Here is a 21513-nt window from a genome sequence, read left to right as displayed (position 1 = left end):
TCTGAACTGGGATACCAGCGGGCGAAGTCGGCTTCGGGGTCGTGTTTGAGGGCGCGGGTGGGGATCTGCAGGAACGGTCACGTCCAGCGAAGTGGTGTATGAACCGGCCTTCGCGTGATCCTGTTTCTGCAGGTTAAGCGGTAAGTGTCTGCGGCAGCGGATTCTGCCCCGGTGTGTCGCCGCAGATCAGGCGCAGCCGGACCTTGGCCAGCACATCCAACCCCATGTAGCGGCGGGCCTCGGTCCACTCATCGGTCTGCTCGGTCAGCACCGCACCCACCAGACGCACGATCGCGGCCCGGTCGGGGAAGACGCCGACCACGTCGGTGCGGCGGCGGATCTCCTTGTTCAACCGCTCCTGCGGATTGTTCGACCAGACCTGCCGCCAGACCTCGCGCGGGAAGGCGGCGAACGCCGGCAACTCCTCCCGGGCCGCATTCAGGTGCTCGGCCGCGGCCGGATACTTGCCCTCCAGCGCTCGACGACCCACGTGTGCTGGGCCCGCACGGCCTCGGCCGTCGGCTGGTCGAAGATCGTGCGCACCAGGGTCGCCACCCACGGCTGCGCCGACTTGGGCACGGTCGTCAAAAGGTTGCGCAGGTAATGGGTGCGGCAGCGCTGCCAGGCCGCACCCGCCAGCACCGCACCGACCGCCTCCACCAGACCCCGGTGGGCGTCGGAGACCACCGGCTGCACCCCCGACAGGCCCCGCGCCACCAGGGAGCGCAGGAAACCCAGCCCGCGCCGTCCTCGGCCGAGGTCACCTCCAGCCCCAGGATCTCCCGGCGGCCGTCGGCATTGACCGCCGTGGCGACCAGCACGTGCACGTTCACCGTCCGCCCGCCCTCGCGGACCTTCTGCGTCAGCGCGTCCAGCCACACGAACGCATACGGGCCGCCGTCCAAAGGCCGGGTGCGGAAGGCTTCCACCTGCCCGTCGAGCATCTTGGCCATCTCCGAGACCTGGCTTTTCGAGACGTGCTGCACGCCGGGCTGCTCGATCGGCTTGTCCACCCGGCGGGTCGAGACGCCCAGCAGGTAGCCGGTGGCCATCACGCTGATCAGGGCCTGTTCAGCGCGGCGGCGGCGCTGCAGCAGCCAGACCGGGAAGTAGGTGCCCGAGCGCAGTTTCGGAATGGCGAGCTCGACGGTGCCGGCGCGGATGTCCCAGTCCCGCTTCCGGTAGCCGTTGCGCCGGTTGGCCCGCTCGCTGCTGCGCTCGCCGTAGGCGGCGCCGCACGGGGCGTCGGCCTCGGCCGACACAGGCGCCTCGGCCATGGTCTTCACCATGGAGCGCAACAGATCCGGGTCGTTGGTCTGAATCTGCTCCGCCAGCCACGCCATCGGGTCCACACTGTTGTTCACGGCCATCGCTTTCTTCCTTCGATCTTGATGTCGCAATCACGAAGGATCACGCGATGGCCGTTCTCATGTCCGGCGGCACACCTGTGTGCTGGGGAAACTCTTACACCACTTCCATGGACGCAACCCGCGGAATCGATGTCAGTGGCTTCTGCCGGCCAGGCGGCGTACGGCGGCGAGCCCGTCGCCGGTCCCAGGCCAATGGCGCTCCAGCGCCTGGGGCCCGGCGACTCGGACAACCGAGCGCAAGACCACGGCGACCACGATGGCGTCGTCGGCGTAGCCGAGAACCGGAATGAAGTCGGGGACCAGGTCGATCGGCAGGGCCAGGTACCCCAGCAGCAGCCACAACCGGATGCGGACCCCGCGCGGCAGGGTGCGGTCGCGAGCCAGCCGGGAGGTGAGCCGCAGCAGGTCGGGCAGCAACCGGATCGCCTCGGTGAGCAGGCCGGCGCGCGGCCGGGCGATCGCCAAAGCGGCCAGGGCCGCCAGCTACAGCACCACCAGCCCGCCGACGGCGGAAAGAGCGGTGGTGAGCCAGATGTTCACAAGTTGTCCTCAGTCGTCACCCGCGGATGCCGACAGCGATCGTCCCATCTCGAAGCCGTAACCGCTCGGTTGTTGAGCGTCCGGTTGGTGTCAGTGATCGTGCGCCCGGTCGTTGCCAGCGAGGCAGGCCGTGACCGGTGAGTCCGCCCCTGTCCATCGGATGGCCGGGCAATGCCGGTCGTTGCCCGATCCTGCCCGGAAGGAGAAGGGAGACGCCCGTTCGGTGGCGTAGCGTGTAATAGCCGGGTTACCGCAGGACCGCTTCGGTGCTGCCGGTCGTCCGGTGCCGCGGTCACGGCCCGGCGGGGAGACGGCCATGACCGGCGGGGGCGGGCCGCATCCGGTCCGCCGACCCCCCGCGGAAAGCCGGTGACCGGCGATGACGGAACGAACCGCAGACCACGACCGCAGCGAGAGCGCGCGGCTGCGCGAACTCGCCGACCTCGACGCCCTGGACGTCCTGGTCGAACCGGCCTTCCAGGCGATCGCCGAGTTGGCCGCGCACATCTGCCGGGCCCCGATCGCGCTGGTCAACCTGATCGGCGCCAGGCGGCAGTACTTCAAAGGCCACACCGGCACCACCGCGGCCCACATGAGCCGGCGGGTGGAGTTCTGCCCGCACACCCTGGAGGCCCGCCAGGTGGTGCAGGTCGCCGACGCGCTGGCCGAGCCGCGCTTCCGCGACGACCCGGCGGTGACCGGCGAGCCGTACGTGCGCTCCTACCTCGGCGCCCCCATGATCACCAGCCACGACGTGCCGGTCGGCATGGTGTGCGTCTTCGACCACCGGCCCCGCCACTGGGACCCCTCCTGCCACCGGGCCATGACCACCCTGGCGGGGTGCGCCACCGGCCTGCTGGAACTGCGCCACCACCACCACCGCTCCGCAGAGGTCACCACACGGCTGCGTGAGGCCGAGGAACTGAAGAACGCCTTCCTGCGCACCGTCAACCACGAGCTGCGCACCCCGCTGACCTCCATCACCAGCTACCTGGAACTGATGGAGGGCGGTGACCTGCCGCCCGCCGTCGAACAGCAGTTCATGCAGGTCATCACCCGCAACAGCCGGCGCCTGCACGTCCTGCTGGACGAGCTGCTGCTGCTGGCCAGCCTGAACGCCGACACCGTCGCCTTCACCCCGCATGGTGAGGACCTGGTGGCCATCGCCCGCGCCGCCGTCGACGACATCGCCGCCACCGCCTGCGCCGCCGGCCAGCACCTGACCCTGCACACCCCGGCCCGCGCGCCGATCCGGGCCGACGCCGGACGGCTGCAGCACGCGCTGTGGCAGGTCCTGGACAACGCGGTCAAGTTCACCCCGCCCGGCGGGAGCATCGACGTCACCGTCACCACCGACCCCGCCCCGGCGGTGGAGGTCCGCGACGACGGCCTCGGCATGGAGGAGGATGACCTGCGGCGTGTCTTCGACGACTTCTACCGCGTCAGCGGCGTCGAAGAACGCGGCATCGGCGGCATCGGCGTGGGCCTGCCCATCGTGGACAAGATCGTGCGCATGCACGGCGGCAAGGTGGACATCGACAGCCGCCCAGGGGCGGGCACCCGGGTCCGCCTGACCCTGCCCGGACCGGCACCGGCCGGGGAACCGGAACCCTGACCGCACCGTCGTCCTCGCCCTGGGCGACTCGAAGGGGCTGAGCGCTCGGTCCGGCCGTCCAGGTGAGGCGGTAGCGGGCAACTTCCTGCTGACAACAGCCAGGCGCGCACCACCGCTCGCCATGTCGGTTGAGAACTCGCCAGCTTCTCGCCGCCGAGGTGGGCCCGCTCGCCACCTCACCAGCGAAGCGACGCGCTCCCGCCGATCGGCCCGCCGCCGCGGTGGCGATCCCCGCGCCGCGACCACCCGCCGCGCCCGCCTGGCCGACACCGCCGCCCTCCTGCGCTGGCCCCATGCGGAGGCGCGCGGCACCGGTCTGCTGGCGGCGGGTGAGGACCACCTGGCGCACTACCGCGACACCCTCGCCACCGGCACCGCGACGGCCGGCCTGGCCCGCCCGGGCACGCCGCTCGCCCCGTCCACGATCGCGCGGCGCCTGTCGAACCTGTCGTCGCTGTTCGCCTACACGGTGCGCCGCCGGGCCCTGTCCGCCAACCCGGCCGAGCCGGTCGAACGCCCCGAGGTCTCCGCGATCGGCACCACCCCGGCCCGCACCCAGGAGGAGGCCGCCGCCCTGCTGGACGGCGCCGAGGCCATCGCCGCGGCGCACCCGGCCGACGCCGCCGCGGTGGCGCTGCTGGGGGTGTGCGCGGTCCGGGTCGGCGAACTGGTGGCCCTGACCGTCGGCTCCGTCGCGCTCGACGCCGGGCACACCGTGATCGTGTTCCGCCGCAAGGGCGGCCGCACCGACCGGCTGCCGGTCCCGCCCCGGGTCCGGGCGCTCCTGGAGCCGCTGCTGGACGGCCGGGATGGCGGGGAGCCGCTGCTCACGCGGGAGGACGGGCGACCGTTCGACCGGTGGCGCACCACCACCGCGCTGCGCCGCGCCGCCACCGCCGCCGGCGTCGACCCCGCCCGCCTGACCCCGCACACCGCACGGGTCACCGCCGCCACCCTCGCCCTGGACGCCGGGGCGCCCCTCGCCGACGTCCAGGAACTCCTCGGCCACGCCTCCCCGGTCACCACCCAGCGCTACAACCGCAACCGCGGCCGCCGCAAGCTCGACTCCCACGCCGCCTACCGGATGGCCGCCCTGCTCGGCGGCGGCACCTGATGGCCCGATCCGTGGCCCCGGGCCGCTTCGCGCCGCCTCCGGGCGCGTGGCAGGGTCGATCCGTATGAGCGACGTGCACGAGGCCCTGGCCGTCATCGCGACCGCCGCCCGCGCGGCCTACGCCGACGGCGCGCACCTGCGGGTCCGCTCTTCGGGCATCGTGCACCAGGTGGCGATGACGCGGTGGCTGGGTCGGAATCGCCGTCGACGCCAGCGGTGGCCGGCTGCGGCGAAGGCGTGTGCGGAGTTGAGATCAGAGGGATTCGCCTGCGCATCGGCCTCCGGTCCTGATAGGCCATCGTTATTGTGCGTTGTAGGTCTGCTTCATGGTTGCTGAGCTGGGGAGAAGCGTTCTCGCGGTCGCGCCGGGGCGGATGTGGGACCACGGGCCGCCCGTGGTCCCGCGCCGGTTCCCGCCCACTGGATGCGGACGGGAACCGGGGCCGTTACCGGCTCATCGTGGATCGTGACCGTGATCGCGGACGTCCGGCCTCACGACCCGCCGTAGATCGCCGTGTAGTGGTCGCGGGGGTGGCAGTCCCTGCCCACGACGCCGAGTTTGCCCTCGTCCAGGGTGGCGACGACGCTACGGCACCGCTGGTGCTTCAGCTCGTCCACGCCGTCGAGGCGGTTGGGGAAGAGGATGTCGACCGGTCCGGTGCGCTCCCCCTGAGCGGGCGCGCCCTTGGCGGCGGTGCAGTCGACGCCGATCGCCCACGGCGGGTAGACGCGCGGGGCAGGTACATCCCGCTGGCAGGTGTAGGTGGGGACATCGTCGGCCGATGCGGCGGCCGGAGAGGCCGGGACGGCGGCCAGGGACAGCGGGAGCGCCAGCGCCACGAGGGCGAGACGGCCGATACCGAACATAGGAGTCCTCCAGTGATGAACTAGATGAATTCGGGCATTACGGTGCTACCCGTTCATCACGTTAAGTAATCAAACCGCGCGAAATGTCACTCTGAGCGACAAGCATGGTCGGAGCGACGCGGACGCACTGCTGCGCTCTCAAATCGGGGCGTCAGGGAGCGGGATCGCGGGTTCCCGGAACCTGCGCTCAGTCCAGTCCGGTCATGTCGAGGATCGCCGGGGTCAACCCGGCGGGCAGGTCCGCGAGCCTGACATGGCGGATGACCGCCTGCCATGCCGCCGGGACGGCCGACCCGTGATGCCGTGCTCGTCGGCGGCCCGATCTCGTGCCCCGGCTACTTCTCCCGGCGGCCCTTCCATATCCGCTCCAGCTCGGTGATCTTCTGGCGGCGCCGCTGCAGCGCCTGCCCGATGGCGTCCATCACGCGCTCGTACAGCCATGGCGGCGGCGGGTCCTCGGGGTCGACCAGGCGGTCCGCCGAGCAGGAGGGCACCCAGTCCGGATCGGCCGCCGGACCATCGCAGCGCGGGCGTGCGGACACCGGGGCCTCCTTCGGGCAGTTGCCGGATCGCTCTTACCGGGGATCAGGGCTGAGCAGCCGCACACGTCGCCGAAGCCGCGCCCGACGGCCTCGGGGGTGGAATCGGATGGCGGACCGGCCGGGTCCCGGGTAGACCGAGGTAGATAACTCACTGTAAAACTTTGACCACTCATGGTTGTATCGGCTGGTGTCGGCAGGCAGCTGCTGTGCCCGCGTCCCCTCGTCCAGGAGGTTCACCTTGCCCGGTCTCTCCCACGCCCTGTCCACCGGCATGGCCGTCCTGACCCTCGGCACCACCGCCTTCACCCCGTCGGCCCCGGCCTTCGCCACCTCGGCCATGAAAGCACCATCCTCTGCCCGCGCGGCCGAAGCCGTCAGAGCCGCGGAGTGGCAGCAGCTTCCGGGCCTGGCCTCCCGCCTGGCCGCCGGCCCCACCACCCTGTGGAGCATCAACCGCTCGGGAGCCGTCCAGCGGTGGACCGGAAGCGGCTGGGCCCTTGAGGGCGGTCAGGCCTCCCGGATCTCCGTCAGCACCGACGACAGCCTGCCCTGGATCCTGCGCTCCAACGGAACCATCTGGCGCCGCACATCGGCCGGCGCGTGGCAGCAGGTGACGGGCACCGGCGCCGACATCGCCGCCGGCGGCACCGACAACACCTGGGTGCTCGGCAACGCCGGTGCCATCTTCCGCTGGAACGGAAGCGGCTGGACCCGCGCCGACGGATCCGCCGCCCGCATCGCGGCAGGCAGCAGAGGCGAGGCGTGGATCACCGATCCCAGCAGGCGGGTCTACCGGCGATCGAGCAACCAGTGGCAGCAGATGCCCGGAGGGGACGTCCTCGACATCGCCGTCGCCGGCCCCACTCGCGTGGCCATCACCACCGCCGATCACGATGCCTACCTGTGGACCGGCTCGGACTGGCAGCAATTGCCCGGCGTCGCCGCGGCCGGCATCGCGATCGACAACCAGCACGTCTACGCCCTGGACCCGAACGGCAAGATCTGGAAGCTCTACGCCTGACCGCCCCGGGCGCGCCCCGGAGGGGGCGCTGCGCCTCGGCCAGAGTGGTCAACCGGGCGGCGCCAGTCCCGGCGCGATCAAACGGCCGCGCCTCGGCGGGGTGCAGGCTACCGGCACGGCTCCCTCCCGTCGCCGTGTCGGCCTCATCGTCACAGACCTACTCGACGCGGTGCCGGCGGTTTCCGGTCACGTCGAGCCGGATCAGACCGGTGAAGTCGTCGAACGATTCGGGCAGGGCCTCAAGATCCATGCCGGACAGGTCGAGCACGGTCGACCCGCTGCGCCGGCATTCGTCGATGCGTGCCCGCACGTCCGGCTGGTCGTTCCCGGGTCCTGCCATGATCTTTCCTCCGCGTCGCCTGGTGCGCGGCCCGGTCCCGTCGGCGCGGCGGGCGGGGGCAGGGGCAGGGGCAGGGAGGAGTCCAGGAGCTGTCGGGGGTCCGGATCTAGTCTTCTGAGTCGGGAATCCTGTTCATATGTAGGCTTGTCGTGTGGCGCGTACAGGGCGGCCGAAGGCCGAGTTGATGCTGACCAAGGAGGAACGGGCCGCACTTGAGGAATGGGTACGGCGCCGTTCCACGCCGCAGTCATGGGCGCTGCGCTGCCGGATCATCCTGGCCTGCGCGAGCGGGATGACCAACAAGGCCGTGGCCGCTCAGCTCGGCTCGACCCCGCACGCGGTGGGGCGCTGGCGGGCCCGGTTCATCGAGCACCGGATCGCGGGGCTGGGCGACCTGCCACGCCCCGGCGGTCCGCGGACCGTGACCGATGAACAGGTCACCGTGCTCATCACCACGACCCTGGAGCGCAAACCCAAAGACGCCACGCACTGGTCGACGCGGTCGATGGCCCGTGAGATGGGTCTGTCGCAGTAGACCGTCTCCCGGATCTGGCGGGCCTTCGGGCTCCAGCCGCACCGCAGCCAGACCTCCAAGCTGTCCACCGACCCGTACTTCATCGACAAGGTCTGCGATGTGGTCGGCCTGTACCTCGATCCGCCCGAGCGGGCGCTGGTCTTCTGCGTGGATGAGAAATCCCAGATCCAGGCCCTGAACCGGTCTCAGCCGGTACTGCCGATGATGCCGGGGGTGCCCGAGCGGCAGACCTATGACTACATCCGGCACGGCACCACCACGCTGTTTGCCGCGCTGGAGGTGGCCACCGGCAAGGTCATCGGCTCACTGCACCGCCGGCACCGGGCCCAGGAGTTCAAAGCGTTCCTGATCACCCTGGACAAGGAGGTCCCCGACGACTGCGATCGGTCTCGGCGGTGAGCCGGTGCTCATGGCGGAGGGCGTCGCGGTACTCCACCTCGTAACTCGACCGCGTGCCGGGCCTTGTCCGCGCGGATGCGGTCCGGGCGGGTGCGGGGACGGCCGGGTCCTGGCCGGGGACGCGGATGCGCTCCAGCACGGCGCGAAACTGCGGCGCGTCCCCGCGCCGGTCCGCGGTGAGCACCACGGCCAGCGGTTTCTGCCGCTGCTCGCAGGCCAGGTGAACCTTGGTGGTCGACCCGCCCCGGGAACGGCCCAGCGCGTGATCGTCCGGCTCGCAGGTCAGTCCGCCGGGCGACTCGAGTTGCGCGGCGCCATCGCGGCGAGCTCCGGCCGCGTGCTGGTGGGCCCGGCAGACAGTGGAGTCCACGCTGACTTCCCAGGTGACCAGCCCGGCGGCATCGGCCCGGATTTGCCGCGCGGTCACGATACGCGCCCACACTCCGGCCCGCTGCCAGCGCCGGAACAGTCCGTAGGCCGCCGGCAGGGCCCATACCGCGGCACGTCGCGCCAGGGGGCGCCGGTCCGTACCCGCCAGCGGATGCCGTCAATCAGGCGACGTTTGGACCACGCCACCGGACGGCCGGACCTCACGCCCTCCGGCAGCAGAGGTTCCAGAGTCACCCGCTGCGCACCGGTCGGGCCGAACCGTCCCGTCACCGCCGAGGTGGCCATGAGGTCTCCGGCATTCAGGTCGTTCCCGGTCGATCGACCCTCTTACCGGAGACCTCGTCCGTTGCCGGTCTCCTGCGCGCGCACGGGTCTCGGAACGGTGGGGACGCCGCAGCGGACTTCGGACAGGGTTCAGTCGCCCTCGGTGCGTCCCAGCCGCCAATAGCCCATGAAGGCCACCGAGGAGCGGTCGATCCCGGCCTCCTGCACCAGGTGGCGGCGGAGCAGCTTGACCGCCCCGGCCTCGCCGGCCAGCCAGGCGTAGAACCCGCCCGCGGCGGGGCCGGTGGACTGGGGGACCTCCCAGAGGATGTCGGCGTCCACGTCGACGTCCTCCAGCGCGGTCTCGGCGCCGGGGGAGACCTCCGGCGCGGCGAGCTCGCGGACCGCCTCGCGCACCGCGGGGATCAGCAGATCGCCGTGGCGGGCACCGTCGCGGGGGAGCCAGGTGACCCGCACGCCCGGTGGGACGTCGAGCGGGAGCGCGTCGGCGGCCTGGGGGACCTCGAGCAGGATCCGGGCCCGCACCGCGGGGGACAGGGTCTCGGCGATCGAGCAGATCGCGGGGACCGCGGTCTCGTCGCCGGCCAGCAGCAGCCGGTCCGCACCGGGCGGGGGCGCCCACTCCTGCCCGCCGACCGGACCGGGGCACTCCGCGTTGGGGCCGAGCACCACGAGCCGGTGGCCGGGGGCGGCGTAGGTGGCCCACCGGGAGGCGGGGCTGGTGTCGCCGTGCAGGACGAAGTCGATGTCGAGCTCGCGCAGCGTCGGCCGTACGGCGCGCACGGTGTAGGTGCGGATCGGGTTGCGCAGCGCTTCGGGGAGCATCCGCCAGCGCCCGTACCAGGAGTCGTCGTCGCCGAGCGGGGTGAAGGTGCCGTCGGGCAGCGGAAGGACCACCTTGACCCGCTGGTCGAAACCGCACTGGGCGAAGGCGGCCAGATCGTCACCGGTGAGGGTGATCCGCACGAAGCTCGGGCTGAGCCGGTGCGAGCGCAGGACTCGCACGTGGAAGAAGCGGTAGGCCGGGATCTCCCCGGCCTGCTCGGGAGCCGGGGCGCTGTTCACGGTCATGGGGTCGCCTTCTGTCAGGAGGTTGCATGACCAACTTAGCTTTGCCTAACCTAATCGATCAAATCCTGGCGGTGTTCCGCTCCGGCGCGGCGGCGTCCGGAGCGCCGGTGCCGCCCGCCCGGAGCGGGGCGCGGCCGCCACCGGGCCACGAGGAAGGTCCAGCCGAGCACCAGGCAGGCCAGCACCGTCAGCGGGGCGGGCTCCAGGAGCACCGGAAGCGCGCCCCCGGCATCGGACAGGGTCAGGGCGGTGGTGTCCGCGGCGGGCGCGGGGCGCACCTCGACCGGTCTGCCCGCCGGCGCCGCCTCGCCCTCCACGGCGCTCCGGGCGAGGTTCTCCTTGACCTTGCGCGGCAGTCCGTAGCCGACGACCTTCTCCTGGTCGCGGACCTTGCGCTTCAGCCAGATCCGGTCGACGTTGGCCTCGATCGTGTGGATCGTTCCACCGTCGACGCGCTCCACGATGCCGACGTGGTCGACGCCCTTGATGTCGTCGCCGCCGGACCAGTCGAAGAAGACCAGGGCGCCGGGTTCCGGCTCGGCGCTCCAGGCGCCGTTGGTCTCGAACCAGCGGGCGTGCGAGGGGGTCCAGGCGAACCGGCCCACGTAGTCCGCCACGTCCGCCTTCTCCGCGGCCCAGGCGATGAACATGTCGCACCAGGGGGCCGTGCGGTACTGGGGATCCCGGACCACGGCGGTCGAGTACCACTCGCCGAACTTGGTGTGCTGCCCGGGGCGCTCCCGGTACCCGAGCTCCGCCACCACGACTTCCAGCAGTTCATCGCCTATCGGATCCACGCCCGCCCGTCACCTTCGTCCCCCGCCCTCCGAAAAGGGGTCATCAATCGACAAGGCTGGACTTTAACCCGGTAAACCTGGACAAGGGGGACGATCTGCTGAGCGATACCGGATTCGACGGACGGGGAGAAGTACGGCGCTCCACCGTCTACCATCAGCCGTCCCCGGTCACCGCCGCGTCCCGGTCGAATAGCATTTGCGCGACACCACGCGACGGGAACGGGTTCCTCCATGTTCGACGACAAGACGCAGGAGACCCTGCGCCGCCTGCTGGACCTCGCCGAGCATCCCGCCACCCCGCAGGCCGAGCGGGCCCTGGCCCTGGCCCGGGTCCGGGCGCTGGTCATGGTCCCGGACGGCGACGCCCGCCGCACCCCGGTGACCCCGGGGATGGAGGCGGGCATCCTCAAAGGGATCGCGCCGCTGACCCGCCGGGTGGACGAGGACCTGGTCGACGAGGTCCACGGCGACCTCTACGCCTTCGGCACCCGCTACCGGGTGATCGGCGAGGTCGCCGACGAGATGGCCCGCGTGCTCGAACGCTGGGCCGCGACCGTCCCGGCCAAGCGCCACCGCCACGAGGAGGCGGTCCGCGTCACCGCCGCCAAGCTCGCCTACCTCCTGCAGCGCAGGGACCTGTTCCGCGGCTCCGGGCGAGGCGGCCGCCCCAGGGCGAGGTGAGCGGGCGGGACCGGCCGCCCGGCGCCGGGCCGGGTCCCCGCCCGGGCCCGCCGCCCCGACGCGCGCCTCCCCGCCAGGCTCCGGCGCCCGGAGGTCCGGGCGGGGAGGCCCTGCGGCGTCAGCCGGTCACCCGGCCGCCTCGTGCTCCGGCTCGGCGTCCGGCAGCTCCATCCGGTCGAGGGGCTCGGTGGCCGGCCCCTGCAGGACCGAGCCGTCCACGCCGAACCGCGAACCGTGGCAGGGGCACTCCCACGTGCGCTCGGCGTCGTTGAAGCCCACCACGCACCCCAGGTGGGTGCAGACCGCCGAGACCGCGTGGACCTGCCCGTCCTCGTCGCGGTAGACCGCGCAGCGCTTCCCGCCCACCTTGAGCACCGCACCCTGCCCCGGGCCCAGTTCCTCCAGCGCGTCGGCCGGTCCGGTGCCCAGCCGGTCCCCGACGAAGTGGGCGGCGACGGCCGCCTGCATCTTCAGCGCCGGTCCCGCCTCCCGGAGCGGGTGCAGCCGCCGGGGATCGTAGAGCCGGGTCCACGACCGCTGCCGGCCGCGGATCAGGTCCGTCAGCAGCAGGCCCGACATGACGCCGTTGCTCATGCCCCAGCCGCCGAACCCGGTGGCGACGTAGACGTGGCGGGCGCCGGGGTGGAGCGGCCCGATGAAGGGCAGCCCGTCGGTGGTGTGGTTGTCCTGGGCCGCCCACCGGTAGGCGACCTCGGTGGCGCCGAACCGCTCGGCCGTCCACGCGGCCAGCCGGTCGAACCGCTCGCCCACCCCGCCGGCGCCCGGTTCGAACTGCTCGCCGGTGACGATCAGCAGCCGCCGGCCCTCGCCGTACGGCGCCGTCCGGACGGAGCGGGTGTTCTGCTCGGTGGTGATGAACGTGCCGCCGGGATCGGCTCCGGCCGGGATGGCGGCGGCGACGACCAACTCGCGGTGCGGCTTCATCCGGGTGAACAGCATGGCGCGGTCGAACACCGGGTAGTGGGTGGCCACCACGACGTCGCGGGCCGTGACGACGGCCCCGCCCTCGGTCCGGAGGCTGCACGGCTCGCCCTCGTCGAGCGCCACGACGCGGGTGCCCTCGAAGATCCGCACACCGCGGGCGGTCATCGCCTCGGCGAGGCCGAGCAGGTACCGGCGGGGGTGGAACTGCGCCTGCCCGTCCACCCGCACCGCCCCGGCGACCGGGAAGGGCAGGGGGGAGGAGGTGGTGAACTCCGCGGCCAGTCCCGCCTCCGCCGCGGCCTCGGCCTCCCGGCGGAGCTCCTCGACGCCGTCCTCGGACTCCACGTAGGTGTAGGAGGGGAGGCGCTCCAGTTCGCAGTCGACGCCCAGCTGGGCGGCGGTCCGCGCCACGTGCTCGACCGCCTCCGTCTGGGAGGTGGCGTACAACCGGGCGGTCTCCGCCCCGGCGGACTTGGCCAGCCTGGCGTAGATCATCGTGTGCTGGGCCGAGAGCTTGGCCGTGGTGTTCCCGGTGACGCCCTCCGCGACCCTCCCGGCTTCCAGCACCGCCACCGACAGGCCCTCCTTCACCAGCTCCCAGGCCGTGCTCAGCCCGGCGATCCCGGCGCCGACCACGGCGACGTCGACCTCGAGGTCCTGGGTGAGCACCGGGTACGGCCGGCCCGCCGCGGATTCGATCCAGAAGGATTGCGTAGTCATGCGCGGCTCCTGCCCGCCAGACGGCGCCTCTCACGTCCGGCCGGCCCCCGCGGGGCGGCGGTGAGGCCTTCCCGGCGGTCCGGCGGGGCATGACTAGGGTTGGCCGGGCAACCGGATCTCCGTCCGGCCGACCGGCCGGGCACCGCCGACGAACGCACCAGGAAGACTCCGCGACGTGACACCACTCGACACGCCCCCCGGCACGACCTCCATGACCCCGGCCGAGGCCGGGCGCGACCGGCGGGCCGAACGGATCCTGGACGCCGCCGCCGACCTGCTGGCCGCCCGGGGATACCGGCGGGTCACCGTCGAGGACGTGGCCCGCCGCACGGGCGTGGGCAGGGGAACCGTCCACCTGCACTTCGCCACGAAGGAGGCACTGTTCCTGACGGTGCTGATGCGCTCCCAGCGGCGGATGACCGGGCGCCTCATCGAGGACATGCGGGCGGACCCCGCCGCGGTCCTGCCCGGTGAGCTGGCCCGGTCGGCCTACCTCCTGATCCACCACGACCCCGTCGCCCGGGCGGTCCTCACCGCCGACTCCGAGAGCCTGGACTCGCTGGGCAGGAGCGCCCCGATGCTGGCCGGGGGCCTCGTCGAGACCCGCGAGCGGGTCGCCGACGGCTACTTCGAGGTGCTCCGCGCGCACGGTCTGGTGCGCGCGGACTCCCCGCTCCGGCTGCAGCGCCACGCGTTCGCCGCGGTCCTGACCGGCTTCCTGCTGAGCGGGCCGGCGGCCCCGGGGGAGGAGCCGGGCGTCGAGGCGAGGGCGGGCATGCTCGCCGGGGTCGTGCGCTCGGCCTTCGAGACGCCCGCCGGCCCCGAGGCGGTGCGCGCGGCGGCGCCCGAGGTCATCGCCCTCTGCCGGAGCCTGCACGACCGGCTGCACGAGGAGATCGGCCGCCAGAAACTCACCTGACATCCATGAGGGGGAGCCCATGAGCACTCCGCAAGGCCCTGCCGCGAACGGCGCGTTCGACCTGACGGACCCCGCGCTGCTGGACGATCCGCACGGCGGGTTCGCGCGGATGCGGGAGCGGGCGCCGATGGTGCGCGGCACCGTCCCCGGCGCCGGCACCCCCGTCTGGCTCGTCACCCGCTACGACGACGTCAAGATGGTCCTGGGCGACACCCGGTTCGTCAACGACCCGGCGCACGTCCCCGGGCGGGGCGTGGAGAACATCCGCGAGCAGGTGATCCGGGCGCGCGGCATCCCCCCGGAGTACGCGCGGTACGTGCTGGACGGCATCCTGGACGCCGACGGCGAGGACCACATCCGGCTGCGCAGGCTCGTCTCCCGGGCCTTCACCGCGCGCCGGGTCGCCGAACTGCGCCCGCGGGTCGCCGAGATCGCCGAGGACCTCCTCGACCGGCTCCCCGCCGCGGCCGAGGACGGCGTCGCCGACCTGATGGAGCACTTCGCCTACCCGCTGCCGATCACCGTCATCTGCGAGCTGGTCGGCATCCCCGAGGAGGACCGCCCGCGGTGGCGGGAGTGGGGCGCCGCGCTGTTCGCCCCGGATCCGGCGGGGTTCGGCGCGGTGCTGCGCGACATGGTCGGGCACATCGAGGAGCTGATCGTACGGCGCCGCGCCGCCCCCGGCGACGACCTGCTCACCGGGCTGGTCCACGTCCACGACGAGGACGGCGACCGGCTCGGCGACGCCGAGCTGGTCACGATGGTCCTGACGCTGGTCCTGGCCGGGCACGAGACCACCGCCCACCTGATCGGCAACGGGACCGCGGCCCTGCTCGCCCATCCCGGGCAGCTGGCCCTGCTCCGCCGCGAACCGGAGCTGATGCCCCGCGCCGTCCACGAGCTGATGCGCTGGTGCGGCCCGGTCCACCTGACCCGGACGCGCTACGCCGCCGAGGACGTCGAGATCGGCGGCATGACGGTCCGCCGGGGCGAGGCGGTGGTGGCCGTCCTGGCCGGGGCCAACCGCGACCCGCGCGTGTTCGACGACCCCGACCGTCTCGACATCACCCGTGAGCCGGACGGGCGGCGGGAGGACCACGTCGGCTTCGGCCACGGGCTGCACTACTGCCTGGGCGCCGCACTGGCCCGGCAGGAGGGCGAGGTGGCGCTGGCGGCCCTGCTGCGCCGTTTCCCGCACCTCGCCCTGGCCGTGCCGCCCGGGGACCTCCCGCGGCAGCCGCTGCCGGGCATGTGGCGCCTGGCCCGGCTGCCCCTGAGGCTCTGAGTCTCCGGGGCGGCCGGGCCACCGCGGGCGGCGACCCGGCCGGCCCGGCCGGGATCAATTGCCGAACGAGAACCAGTTGAGGTTGACGAAGTCGGCGGGCTGCCCGCTGCCGAAGGTGATGTAGACCGTGTGGGTCCCGGTCACCGGGGTGATGTTGGCGGGGACCGTGCGCCAGCTCTGCCAGCCTCCGGTGTTGGCGATGGCGAAGTCGCCGATCGGCGCGGCGGTCGGGCTGCCCAGGCGCACCTGGACCAGCCCGCTGACCCCGCCCGCCGCCCCGGACGCGACCCGGGCCTTGAACTGGGTGGCCGCCGTGCTCCCGAACCGCACGTTGTCGAAGCGCAGCCAGTTGCCGTTACCGATCCCGCCGACGTTCTGCCCGCCGCCCGCGTCCGTGGTGGACTCGACCATGACGCCCGACTGCGCCTGGTGGGCTTCGGCCTGGATGGTCGAGCGGGCGTCCACCCCGCCGGGGTCGCCGGTGGGGGTGACCGTCGGGGTGGGTTCGGGTCCGGAGCCGCTCTGCCAGACGGCCACGTAGTCGACGAGCATCGGCCGCCCGGAGACCGTGGCCGCGGTCGGCGTCTGCCCGCCCAGCGCGTTGGGGAACGCCCCGCCCATCGCCACGTTGAGCAGCAGGAAGTATCCCTGGTGGGAGGTCATGTTGTTCCAGGTCGTGGCGTCGAACTGGTTCTGGCTGAGACTGTGGAACAGCTGCCCGTCGACGTACCAGCGCAGCTGGTCGGGGGAGACGGAGCGGTCCCACTCGAAGCGGTAGGTGTGGAACGCCGACTGGCAGGACGCCCCGGGGCAGGTACGGCTGGCGCCCAGGCCGGTGGTCTCGTTGCAGGGGCCTCCGGGGTTCACCCCGCAGTGGAGCACGGCCCAGACGGAGTTGATCCCGTTGACGTTCTCCATGATGTCGAACTCGCCGATGGCGGGCCAGTTCCAGTAGTTGCCGCGGTACGGGCCGCCCAGCGCCCAGAAGGCGGGCCAGTAGCCCAGCGCGGCGTCACCGGTGACGTTGGGCATCTGGATCCGGCCCTCGATGCGCAGGATGCGGCCGTCGGCGGGTTTGAAGTCGGCGCGCCGCGTCTCGATGCGGCCCGAGGTCCACTCGCTCCCGTTCTTGATCGGAGTGATGCGCAGGTTGCCGCCGCCGTCGAGGCTCAGGTTGGCGGGATCGGAGGTGTAGCGCTGGATCTCACCGGTACCCCAGTTGGCGGGGCCTCCGGGGTAGGAGTGGCCGGTGTCGATGATCCAGTCGGTGGAGGATGGGAGGGATCCGGCACCGCCGTTGAAGTCGTCGCTCCAGACCAGGGACCAGCCGGAGGGGGTGGGCGGGACGGCGGCGTTGGCGGCGACGGCGGCCATCGGCAGCGTCAGTGCCGCGACGATGACCGGGATCCATCTCAGAGAGCGATTTCTCATGCGTGGACGGCTCATTCGAGGCCTCTCTCGGTGGGGGGACGAGGGGCGGTCGATCGTCGCTGCAGCATGAAGACCGATTAACGCTACTGTTGCGCGTAGGTTAATTCCGGTCAACATCTACGGTAAAAATTTAGAGAGCGCTCTCCAATCCGGTCGCCGTGCCGTACGGCTGCCTGGAGGCGTCGGTGGCGCCGGTGGTGCGGTGAGGCCGGGTCCCGTTCCGTCTCCGGGCGGGTGTCGGAGCGGTGTCCCGCCCGGAAAAAGGAAGGGGTCCCGGCGGGGCGCCGGAGCGTGCCGCCCGCCGGGACCCCTCATCGGAGGGTCAGCCGCCGATCTTCCCGACCCCGGCCCCCGCGGTGACGATCGCCTTCACTGAGGCCGGATCGTCCAGGGTGTAGCGGTAGTAGGCGCTCGCCTCCTGCACCGTCCCGCTGCAGTCGGGCCGGCCCGAGTCGTCGGCGAACACGTTGTCGCGGGCGACGCACCTGCCCGACGGCCCGGCGTAGTGGTTCGTCACCGGTTCCTCGACCCGCTCGAAGTAGTTGCCCTCGACCAGGCAGCCGGCGTCCGCCTGGCAGGCCACCCCGGTGTCGGTGTTGTAGACGTAGTAGTTGTTGAACACGTGGACCGGCTCGCCGAACCGGACCCGGGGGTTGCGCTGCGGCGTGCGGTCGAACCAGTTGTGGTGGTAGGTGACCTTCAGCCGCCCGGTGTCCTGCGCGCCGTTGTCGTCGTCATGGCCGAGCAGCATGTTCTTGGTGTGGTCGTGCGTGCGGTTCCACGACACGGTGACGTAGGACGAGCCGCGCTTGATGTCGACCAGCCCGTCGTAGCCGCAGCACAGGTCGTTGTGGTCGATCCAGACGTGGTGGGAGAACATCTGCACGTTGATCGCGTCGTCGGTGGCGCCGCGGAACGTCAGGTTGCGGACGACGACGTTGTGCACGGCGTCCGCGGGCGGCGAGGTGACCGCGTCGTCGGCGGGCAGGCCGATGTTGAACCCGCCGCCGCTGATGCCCGCACCGGAGCCGATGCCCACGATGGTCTTGTCCGAGGCGACGTCGTGCATCCCCGCCGGAACGGTGATCATCCCGCGCACGCAGATGTTCAGTGGGCCGCTCCGCCCGATCGCGGCGAGCAGCTCACCGGCCGTGTCGACCTCGACGGTGGGCCCGCCGGCGCCTCCCGTGGTGCCGTTCTGGCCCCAGGCGTTCACCGAGGCGAACCCGGCGGGCGCGCCCGAGGTGGGGCAGGACCCCGGAGGCGGCGTGTCCGTGACCGTGGGGGTGGGCGTGGGGCTGGCCGACGGCCCGCCCGGACCGGGGACGTCGGTCACCAGCACGTCGTCGAACGCGGCGCTCGCGTAGTGGCCCGCGAGGCCCGCCCTGCCGGAGGGGAAGGCGGAGTCCGTCGCCGAGACGACCTCCACGCCGTCGACGAAGCCGCGCAGCGTCGTGCCGAACGCCTCCAGCCTGAGCGTGTACCACCTGCCCGCGGTCACCGCCGCCGGGGCCGAGTCGAGGGTCGCGGGCGCGCCGCCGCTCCGCTTGCCGAGGACGACCGAGCCCGTGTCGCTCAACCCGAGGAAGTAGTGGGAGCCGGTGCCCTGCGCTCTGGCCAGCACCGCGACGTACCTGCCGCCGCCGTTGAACGCGATCGGCTTCACCCGCGCCTGCACGGACTGGTCCGACCAGCCGGCGCCGGTCACGGCCCTGGCGTCCGCGCCGGTGCCGCCCTGCCGGTACACGCGGGAGCCGTCGGCGACCACCGACCAGCTCCCGCCGGACTTCGACCACCCGGCGGCGTCGCCGTCCTCGAAGTCGTCGCCGAGCAGCGTCGCGGCGGACGCGCCGGGCACCGCCACCAGGGTCAGTACCCCGAGCAGCGTGGCGGTGACGGCCGCGAGCGCGGTCAGCAGCGGACCGGCGCTGCGCTCTTTCCTGATTCGCACTGTGGAACCTCCAGTTCCGAGACGCCGCCCGGGCGTGCCTCGGCCCGGCCGGACGAGCTGGTACGGAGTCAGGGAAAGCGCTATCCGGTATCTCCGCACTTGTACGCCCCGCAGCGGGACAGGTCAAGGGGTTGTGGTCCGCCGGGATCCCGTCGCTCTGTCGGACGGGACGGCGGTCCGCTGCGGCGGAGTCCGCCGGGCACGTCGGTGAACCGGCTGTGAACTGGGGGGCCGGGTGGCGGGGAGAGGCCGATCGGTGGGCGGCGACGCCTCGAGGTGACGGTGCGGAGCACAGGGATGGGCCACTCGGAGCGAGGGATATGCGGCGTTTAACCATTGACTGGCCGGTGTTGTTAACGTACGTTCATCGTAGTCAAGGAAAGCGCTTTCCTTTCTCCCTCCTCTCGTCGCGGCTGACATACCGCTCATGCCCGGGAACGGGTGCGGACGAGCCGGCCGCTCGCGACGCCCCCTTCCGCCGAGGCACCGCAGGCCGTGCCGGCGGCGCATGCAGAAAGCAGAGCGATCCATGACATCCAGACCGTCCGTCTCCCACCAGTCCCCGGGTCCCGCTAGGAGGGCACACGCCCGCTACCGCGACCGGATGGCGGCACTCGCCGCCGCGGCGGCCACCGCCCTGACCGCGCTCCCGGCGAGTGCCGCCTCCCCGGCCCCGTCGGCCGCCCCGTACGGCGCCGCCGACACCCCGACGGGCTTCGCCTCTATCGACGCCCTCGGCCGGAACGGCACTACCGGAGGTGCCGGCGGCCCCACGGTGACCGTCACCACGGCGGCGGAGCTGAAGGACTACGCGGGGCGGCGCGGCCCCTACGTCATCCGGGTCTCCGGCAGCATCCGGCTCAGCGGCATGATCACCGTCATCGCCGACAAGAGCATCCTGGGCCTGGGCTCGACCGCGGAGATCACCGGCGGCGGCCTCCAGCTCGGCTCGACCACCCGGCCAGGCAACAACGTGATCATCCGGAACATCCGGTTCACCGGCGCCTCGGACGACTCCGTCAGCGTCACCAACAAGGCCCACCACGTGTGGATCGACCACAACGACTTCTCCGGCGGCTACGACGGCCTGCTCGACATCAAGCGGGAGTCGGACCTCGTCACGGTCTCGTGGAATCGCTTCCACCACCACAGCAAGGCGGCGCTGCTCGGCCACTCCGACACCTACACCGCCGACGTCGGCAAGCTCCGGGTGACCTACCACCACAACTTCTTCGACGGCACCGACCAGCGCCATCCCCGGGTGCGCTTCGCCGAACCCGTCCACGTCCTCAACAACTACTACCGGAACAACGCTCTGTACGGCGTGGCCTCGACGCAGAACGCCGGCGTGCTGGTGGAGGGCAACCACTTCGAGAACGTCGCCCACCCCGTGCACGTCGGCTACGACAAGAGCGGGCCGGGCCGGGTGGTCGAGCGCGACAACGTCTACGTGAACTCGGGCGTGCCCGAGACGGCGGGCACGGTCGTCGAGCCGCGCACCTACTACCCCTACACGGTCGACGACCCCGCGGCCGTCCCGGCGATCGTCACCGCGGGCGCCGGCGTCGGGAAGATCGGCCTCTAGCCCGCGGCGCCTCCGCCCGCCCACCGCCCGCTGGCGGGCGACGTCCCCAACCGAAAGGCAGACCCGTGATCCGGACCTCCACCGCCCGCACGAACCGCCCCGGCCACCGCACGGCGGCCGGGGCGGTCGCGGCCGCCGCCCTCGCCGCGCTGCTCGGCTCCGGCGGCGTCCCGGCACCCGCGCTCGCCGCCGTGCACGTCCCGGTCCCCGCGGCGGCGGCCGACGGCCCCGTCGGCTTCGCCGCCGTCGACGCCCTCGGCCGGAACGGCACCACCGGAGGCGCCGGAGGCCGCACGGTCACCGCCACCGACGCCGAGCAGTTCCTGGAGTACATCGACAGCAGGGAGACCCTCGTCATCCGGGTGGCGGGCACCATCGCCATCACCAGCAAGCAGGGGGTGCGGCCCAACAAGACCATCATCGGGGTCGGCACCTCGGGCCACATCACCGGCGGCGGCCTGGACTTCTACCGGTCGTACAACGTGATCGTGCGCAACCTGCGCTTCACCGCCGCCGAGGACGACGCGATCAACATCGGCCGCGAGTCGCACCACATCTGGATCGACCACAACACCTTCTCCGGCGCGGTGGACGGCTCCATCGACGTGGTGCGCGGCGCCGACTACGTCACCGTCTCGTGGAACCACTTCGACCACTCCGACAAGAGCATGCTGATCAGCCACTCCGACGGCGCCGCGGGCACCGACGTGGGCCGCCTCAAGGTGACCATCCACCACAACTTCTTCGACAACAGCCGCCAGCGCCATCCGCGCGTCCGGTTCGGCGAGCCGGTGCACGTCTTCAACAACTACTTCCTGGGCAACGAGCTGTACGGCGTGGCCTCCACCGAGAACGCCGGCGTGCTGGTGGAGGGCAACTACTTCCAGGATGTCCCGCACCCGCTCGTCTCGGCGAGCGGCTACGCCGACAGCGGGCCGGGCAGGGCCGTACAGCGCAATAACGTCTACGTGAACTCGGGCGTGCCCGAGACGGCGGGCACGGTCGTCGAACCGCGCACCTACTACCCCTACACGGTCGACGACCCCTCGACCGTGCCCGCGAAGGTGCGCTCCGGTGCCGGTGTCGGGGCGCAGTGGGGCCCGGCCTGAC

The 21513-nt window shown here is 72.2% G+C and carries 19 protein-coding genes and 2 pseudogenes; 9 read left to right on the top strand and 12 right to left on the bottom strand.

Features of this window, described 5'->3' with window-relative positions:
• Positions 1-133 precede the first annotated feature (133 nt).
• Together HS048_RS22690 and HS048_RS22685 are read right to left on the bottom strand one after the other, a co-directional pair.
• Positions 134-1370: pseudogene (locus HS048_RS22690) on the bottom strand (IS256 family transposase).
• Between the two features lie 132 nt (positions 1371-1502).
• Complete coding sequence (locus HS048_RS22685; protein ID WP_230881836.1) at positions 1503-1835, bottom strand: YkvA family protein; 333 nt, start codon at positions 1833-1835, stop codon at positions 1503-1505.
• A gap of 454 nt (positions 1836-2289) precedes the next feature.
• Between HS048_RS22685 and HS048_RS22680 the strand changes: the two genes are divergently transcribed.
• A complete protein-coding gene (locus tag HS048_RS22680; protein WP_196468595.1) occupies positions 2290-3525 on the top strand; it encodes a GAF domain-containing sensor histidine kinase in 1236 nt (411 codons plus the stop codon).
• A 121-nt stretch (positions 3526-3646) separates the two neighbouring features.
• Positions 3647-4639 (top strand): tyrosine-type recombinase/integrase, encoded by a 993-nt coding sequence (locus HS048_RS22675; protein WP_196468594.1) that lies wholly within the window; start codon positions 3647-3649, stop codon positions 4637-4639.
• Positions 4640-5131: 492 nt separating this feature from the next.
• Here HS048_RS22675 and HS048_RS22670 read toward each other — a convergent pair whose 3' ends face one another.
• Positions 5132-5506 (bottom strand): hypothetical protein, encoded by a 375-nt coding sequence (locus tag HS048_RS22670; RefSeq protein ID WP_068897319.1) that lies wholly within the window; start codon positions 5504-5506, stop codon positions 5132-5134.
• 335 nt (positions 5507-5841) lie between these two features.
• On the bottom strand, positions 5842-6048 hold the full coding sequence (locus HS048_RS22665) for a hypothetical protein (protein ID WP_196468593.1): 207 nt from the start codon (positions 6046-6048) through the stop codon (positions 5842-5844).
• Between the two features lie 238 nt (positions 6049-6286).
• Between HS048_RS22665 and HS048_RS22660 the strand changes: the two genes are divergently transcribed.
• Positions 6287-7069, top strand: coding sequence for a tectonin domain-containing protein (locus HS048_RS22660; protein ID WP_196468592.1), 783 nt, complete (start codon positions 6287-6289; stop codon positions 7067-7069).
• 157 nt (positions 7070-7226) lie between these two features.
• Here the strand turns inward: HS048_RS22660 and HS048_RS22655 are convergent, their stop codons facing one another.
• Positions 7227-7409 carry a hypothetical protein gene (locus HS048_RS22655; RefSeq protein WP_196468591.1) on the bottom strand — a complete coding sequence of 61 codons (183 nt, stop codon included), beginning with the start codon at positions 7407-7409 and terminating at the stop codon, positions 7227-7229.
• A 184-nt stretch (positions 7410-7593) separates the two neighbouring features.
• On the opposite strand from HS048_RS22655, the pseudogene HS048_RS37425 reads away from it, so the two are divergent.
• Positions 7594-8328: pseudogene (locus tag HS048_RS37425) on the top strand (IS630 family transposase); the annotation flags it as partial.
• On the opposite strand, the gene HS048_RS22640 reads toward HS048_RS37425, so the two are convergent.
• From HS048_RS22640 to HS048_RS37420, 4 genes are all read right to left on the bottom strand, one after another.
• Positions 8294-8713, bottom strand: a complete 420-nt coding sequence (locus HS048_RS22640; protein ID WP_196468588.1) for a hypothetical protein — start codon at positions 8711-8713, stop codon at positions 8294-8296. The pseudogene HS048_RS37425 and the gene HS048_RS22640 overlap by 35 nt on opposite strands.
• A 53-nt stretch (positions 8714-8766) precedes the next feature.
• On the bottom strand, positions 8767-9018 hold the full coding sequence (locus tag HS048_RS39165) for a transposase (protein WP_196468587.1): 252 nt from the start codon (positions 9016-9018) through the stop codon (positions 8767-8769).
• Positions 9019-9147: 129 nt separating this feature from the next.
• On the bottom strand, positions 9148-10089 hold the full coding sequence (locus HS048_RS22630; RefSeq protein ID WP_196468586.1) for a siderophore-interacting protein: 942 nt from the start codon (positions 10087-10089) through the stop codon (positions 9148-9150).
• Positions 10090-10139: 50 nt separating this feature from the next.
• A complete protein-coding gene (locus HS048_RS37420; RefSeq protein WP_153054242.1) occupies positions 10140-10886 on the bottom strand; it encodes a CHAP domain-containing protein in 747 nt (248 codons plus the stop codon).
• Between the two features lie 231 nt (positions 10887-11117).
• Here HS048_RS37420 and HS048_RS22620 point away from each other — a divergent pair, with 231 nt between their 5' ends.
• A complete protein-coding gene (locus HS048_RS22620; protein WP_196468585.1) occupies positions 11118-11567 on the top strand; it encodes a hypothetical protein in 450 nt (149 codons plus the stop codon).
• 126 nt (positions 11568-11693) lie between these two features.
• Here HS048_RS22620 and HS048_RS22615 read toward each other — a convergent pair whose 3' ends face one another.
• Positions 11694-13232 (bottom strand): FAD-dependent oxidoreductase, encoded by a 1539-nt coding sequence (locus tag HS048_RS22615; RefSeq protein ID WP_196468584.1) that lies wholly within the window; start codon positions 13230-13232, stop codon positions 11694-11696.
• Positions 13233-13407: 175 nt separating this feature from the next.
• Between HS048_RS22615 and HS048_RS22610 the strand changes: the two genes are divergently transcribed.
• Positions 13408-14151 (top strand): TetR/AcrR family transcriptional regulator, encoded by a 744-nt coding sequence (locus HS048_RS22610; RefSeq protein WP_196468583.1) that lies wholly within the window; start codon positions 13408-13410, stop codon positions 14149-14151.
• Between the two features lie 19 nt (positions 14152-14170).
• Positions 14171-15436 (top strand): cytochrome P450, encoded by a 1266-nt coding sequence (locus HS048_RS22605; RefSeq protein ID WP_196468582.1) that lies wholly within the window; start codon positions 14171-14173, stop codon positions 15434-15436.
• 54 nt (positions 15437-15490) lie between these two features.
• Here HS048_RS22605 and HS048_RS22600 read toward each other — a convergent pair whose 3' ends face one another.
• Positions 15491-16867 (bottom strand): glycoside hydrolase family 16 protein, encoded by a 1377-nt coding sequence (locus HS048_RS22600; protein WP_196468581.1) that lies wholly within the window; start codon positions 16865-16867, stop codon positions 15491-15493.
• Between the two features lie 322 nt (positions 16868-17189).
• Positions 17190-18818, bottom strand: coding sequence for a family 16 glycoside hydrolase (locus HS048_RS38935; RefSeq protein ID WP_307832597.1), 1629 nt, complete (start codon positions 18816-18818; stop codon positions 17190-17192).
• Between the two features lie 529 nt (positions 18819-19347).
• On the opposite strand from HS048_RS38935, the gene HS048_RS22590 reads away from it, so the two are divergent.
• Both HS048_RS22590 and HS048_RS22585 read left to right on the top strand, forming a co-directional pair.
• Positions 19348-20403 (top strand): polysaccharide lyase family 1 protein, encoded by a 1056-nt coding sequence (locus HS048_RS22590; RefSeq protein WP_196468580.1) that lies wholly within the window; start codon positions 19348-19350, stop codon positions 20401-20403.
• Between the two features lie 65 nt (positions 20404-20468).
• On the top strand, positions 20469-21512 hold the full coding sequence (locus HS048_RS22585) for a polysaccharide lyase family 1 protein (protein WP_196468579.1): 1044 nt from the start codon (positions 20469-20471) through the stop codon (positions 21510-21512).
• Position 21513 lies beyond the last annotated feature (1 nt).

This window comes from Planomonospora sp. ID91781 (genome assembly GCF_015711595.1).
GTDB classification, from domain to species: domain Bacteria; phylum Actinomycetota; class Actinomycetes; order Streptosporangiales; family Streptosporangiaceae; genus Planomonospora; species Planomonospora parontospora.
Note: the sequence above shows the minus strand (reverse complement) of the source record. Positions and strands in the feature narration are given on the sequence as shown.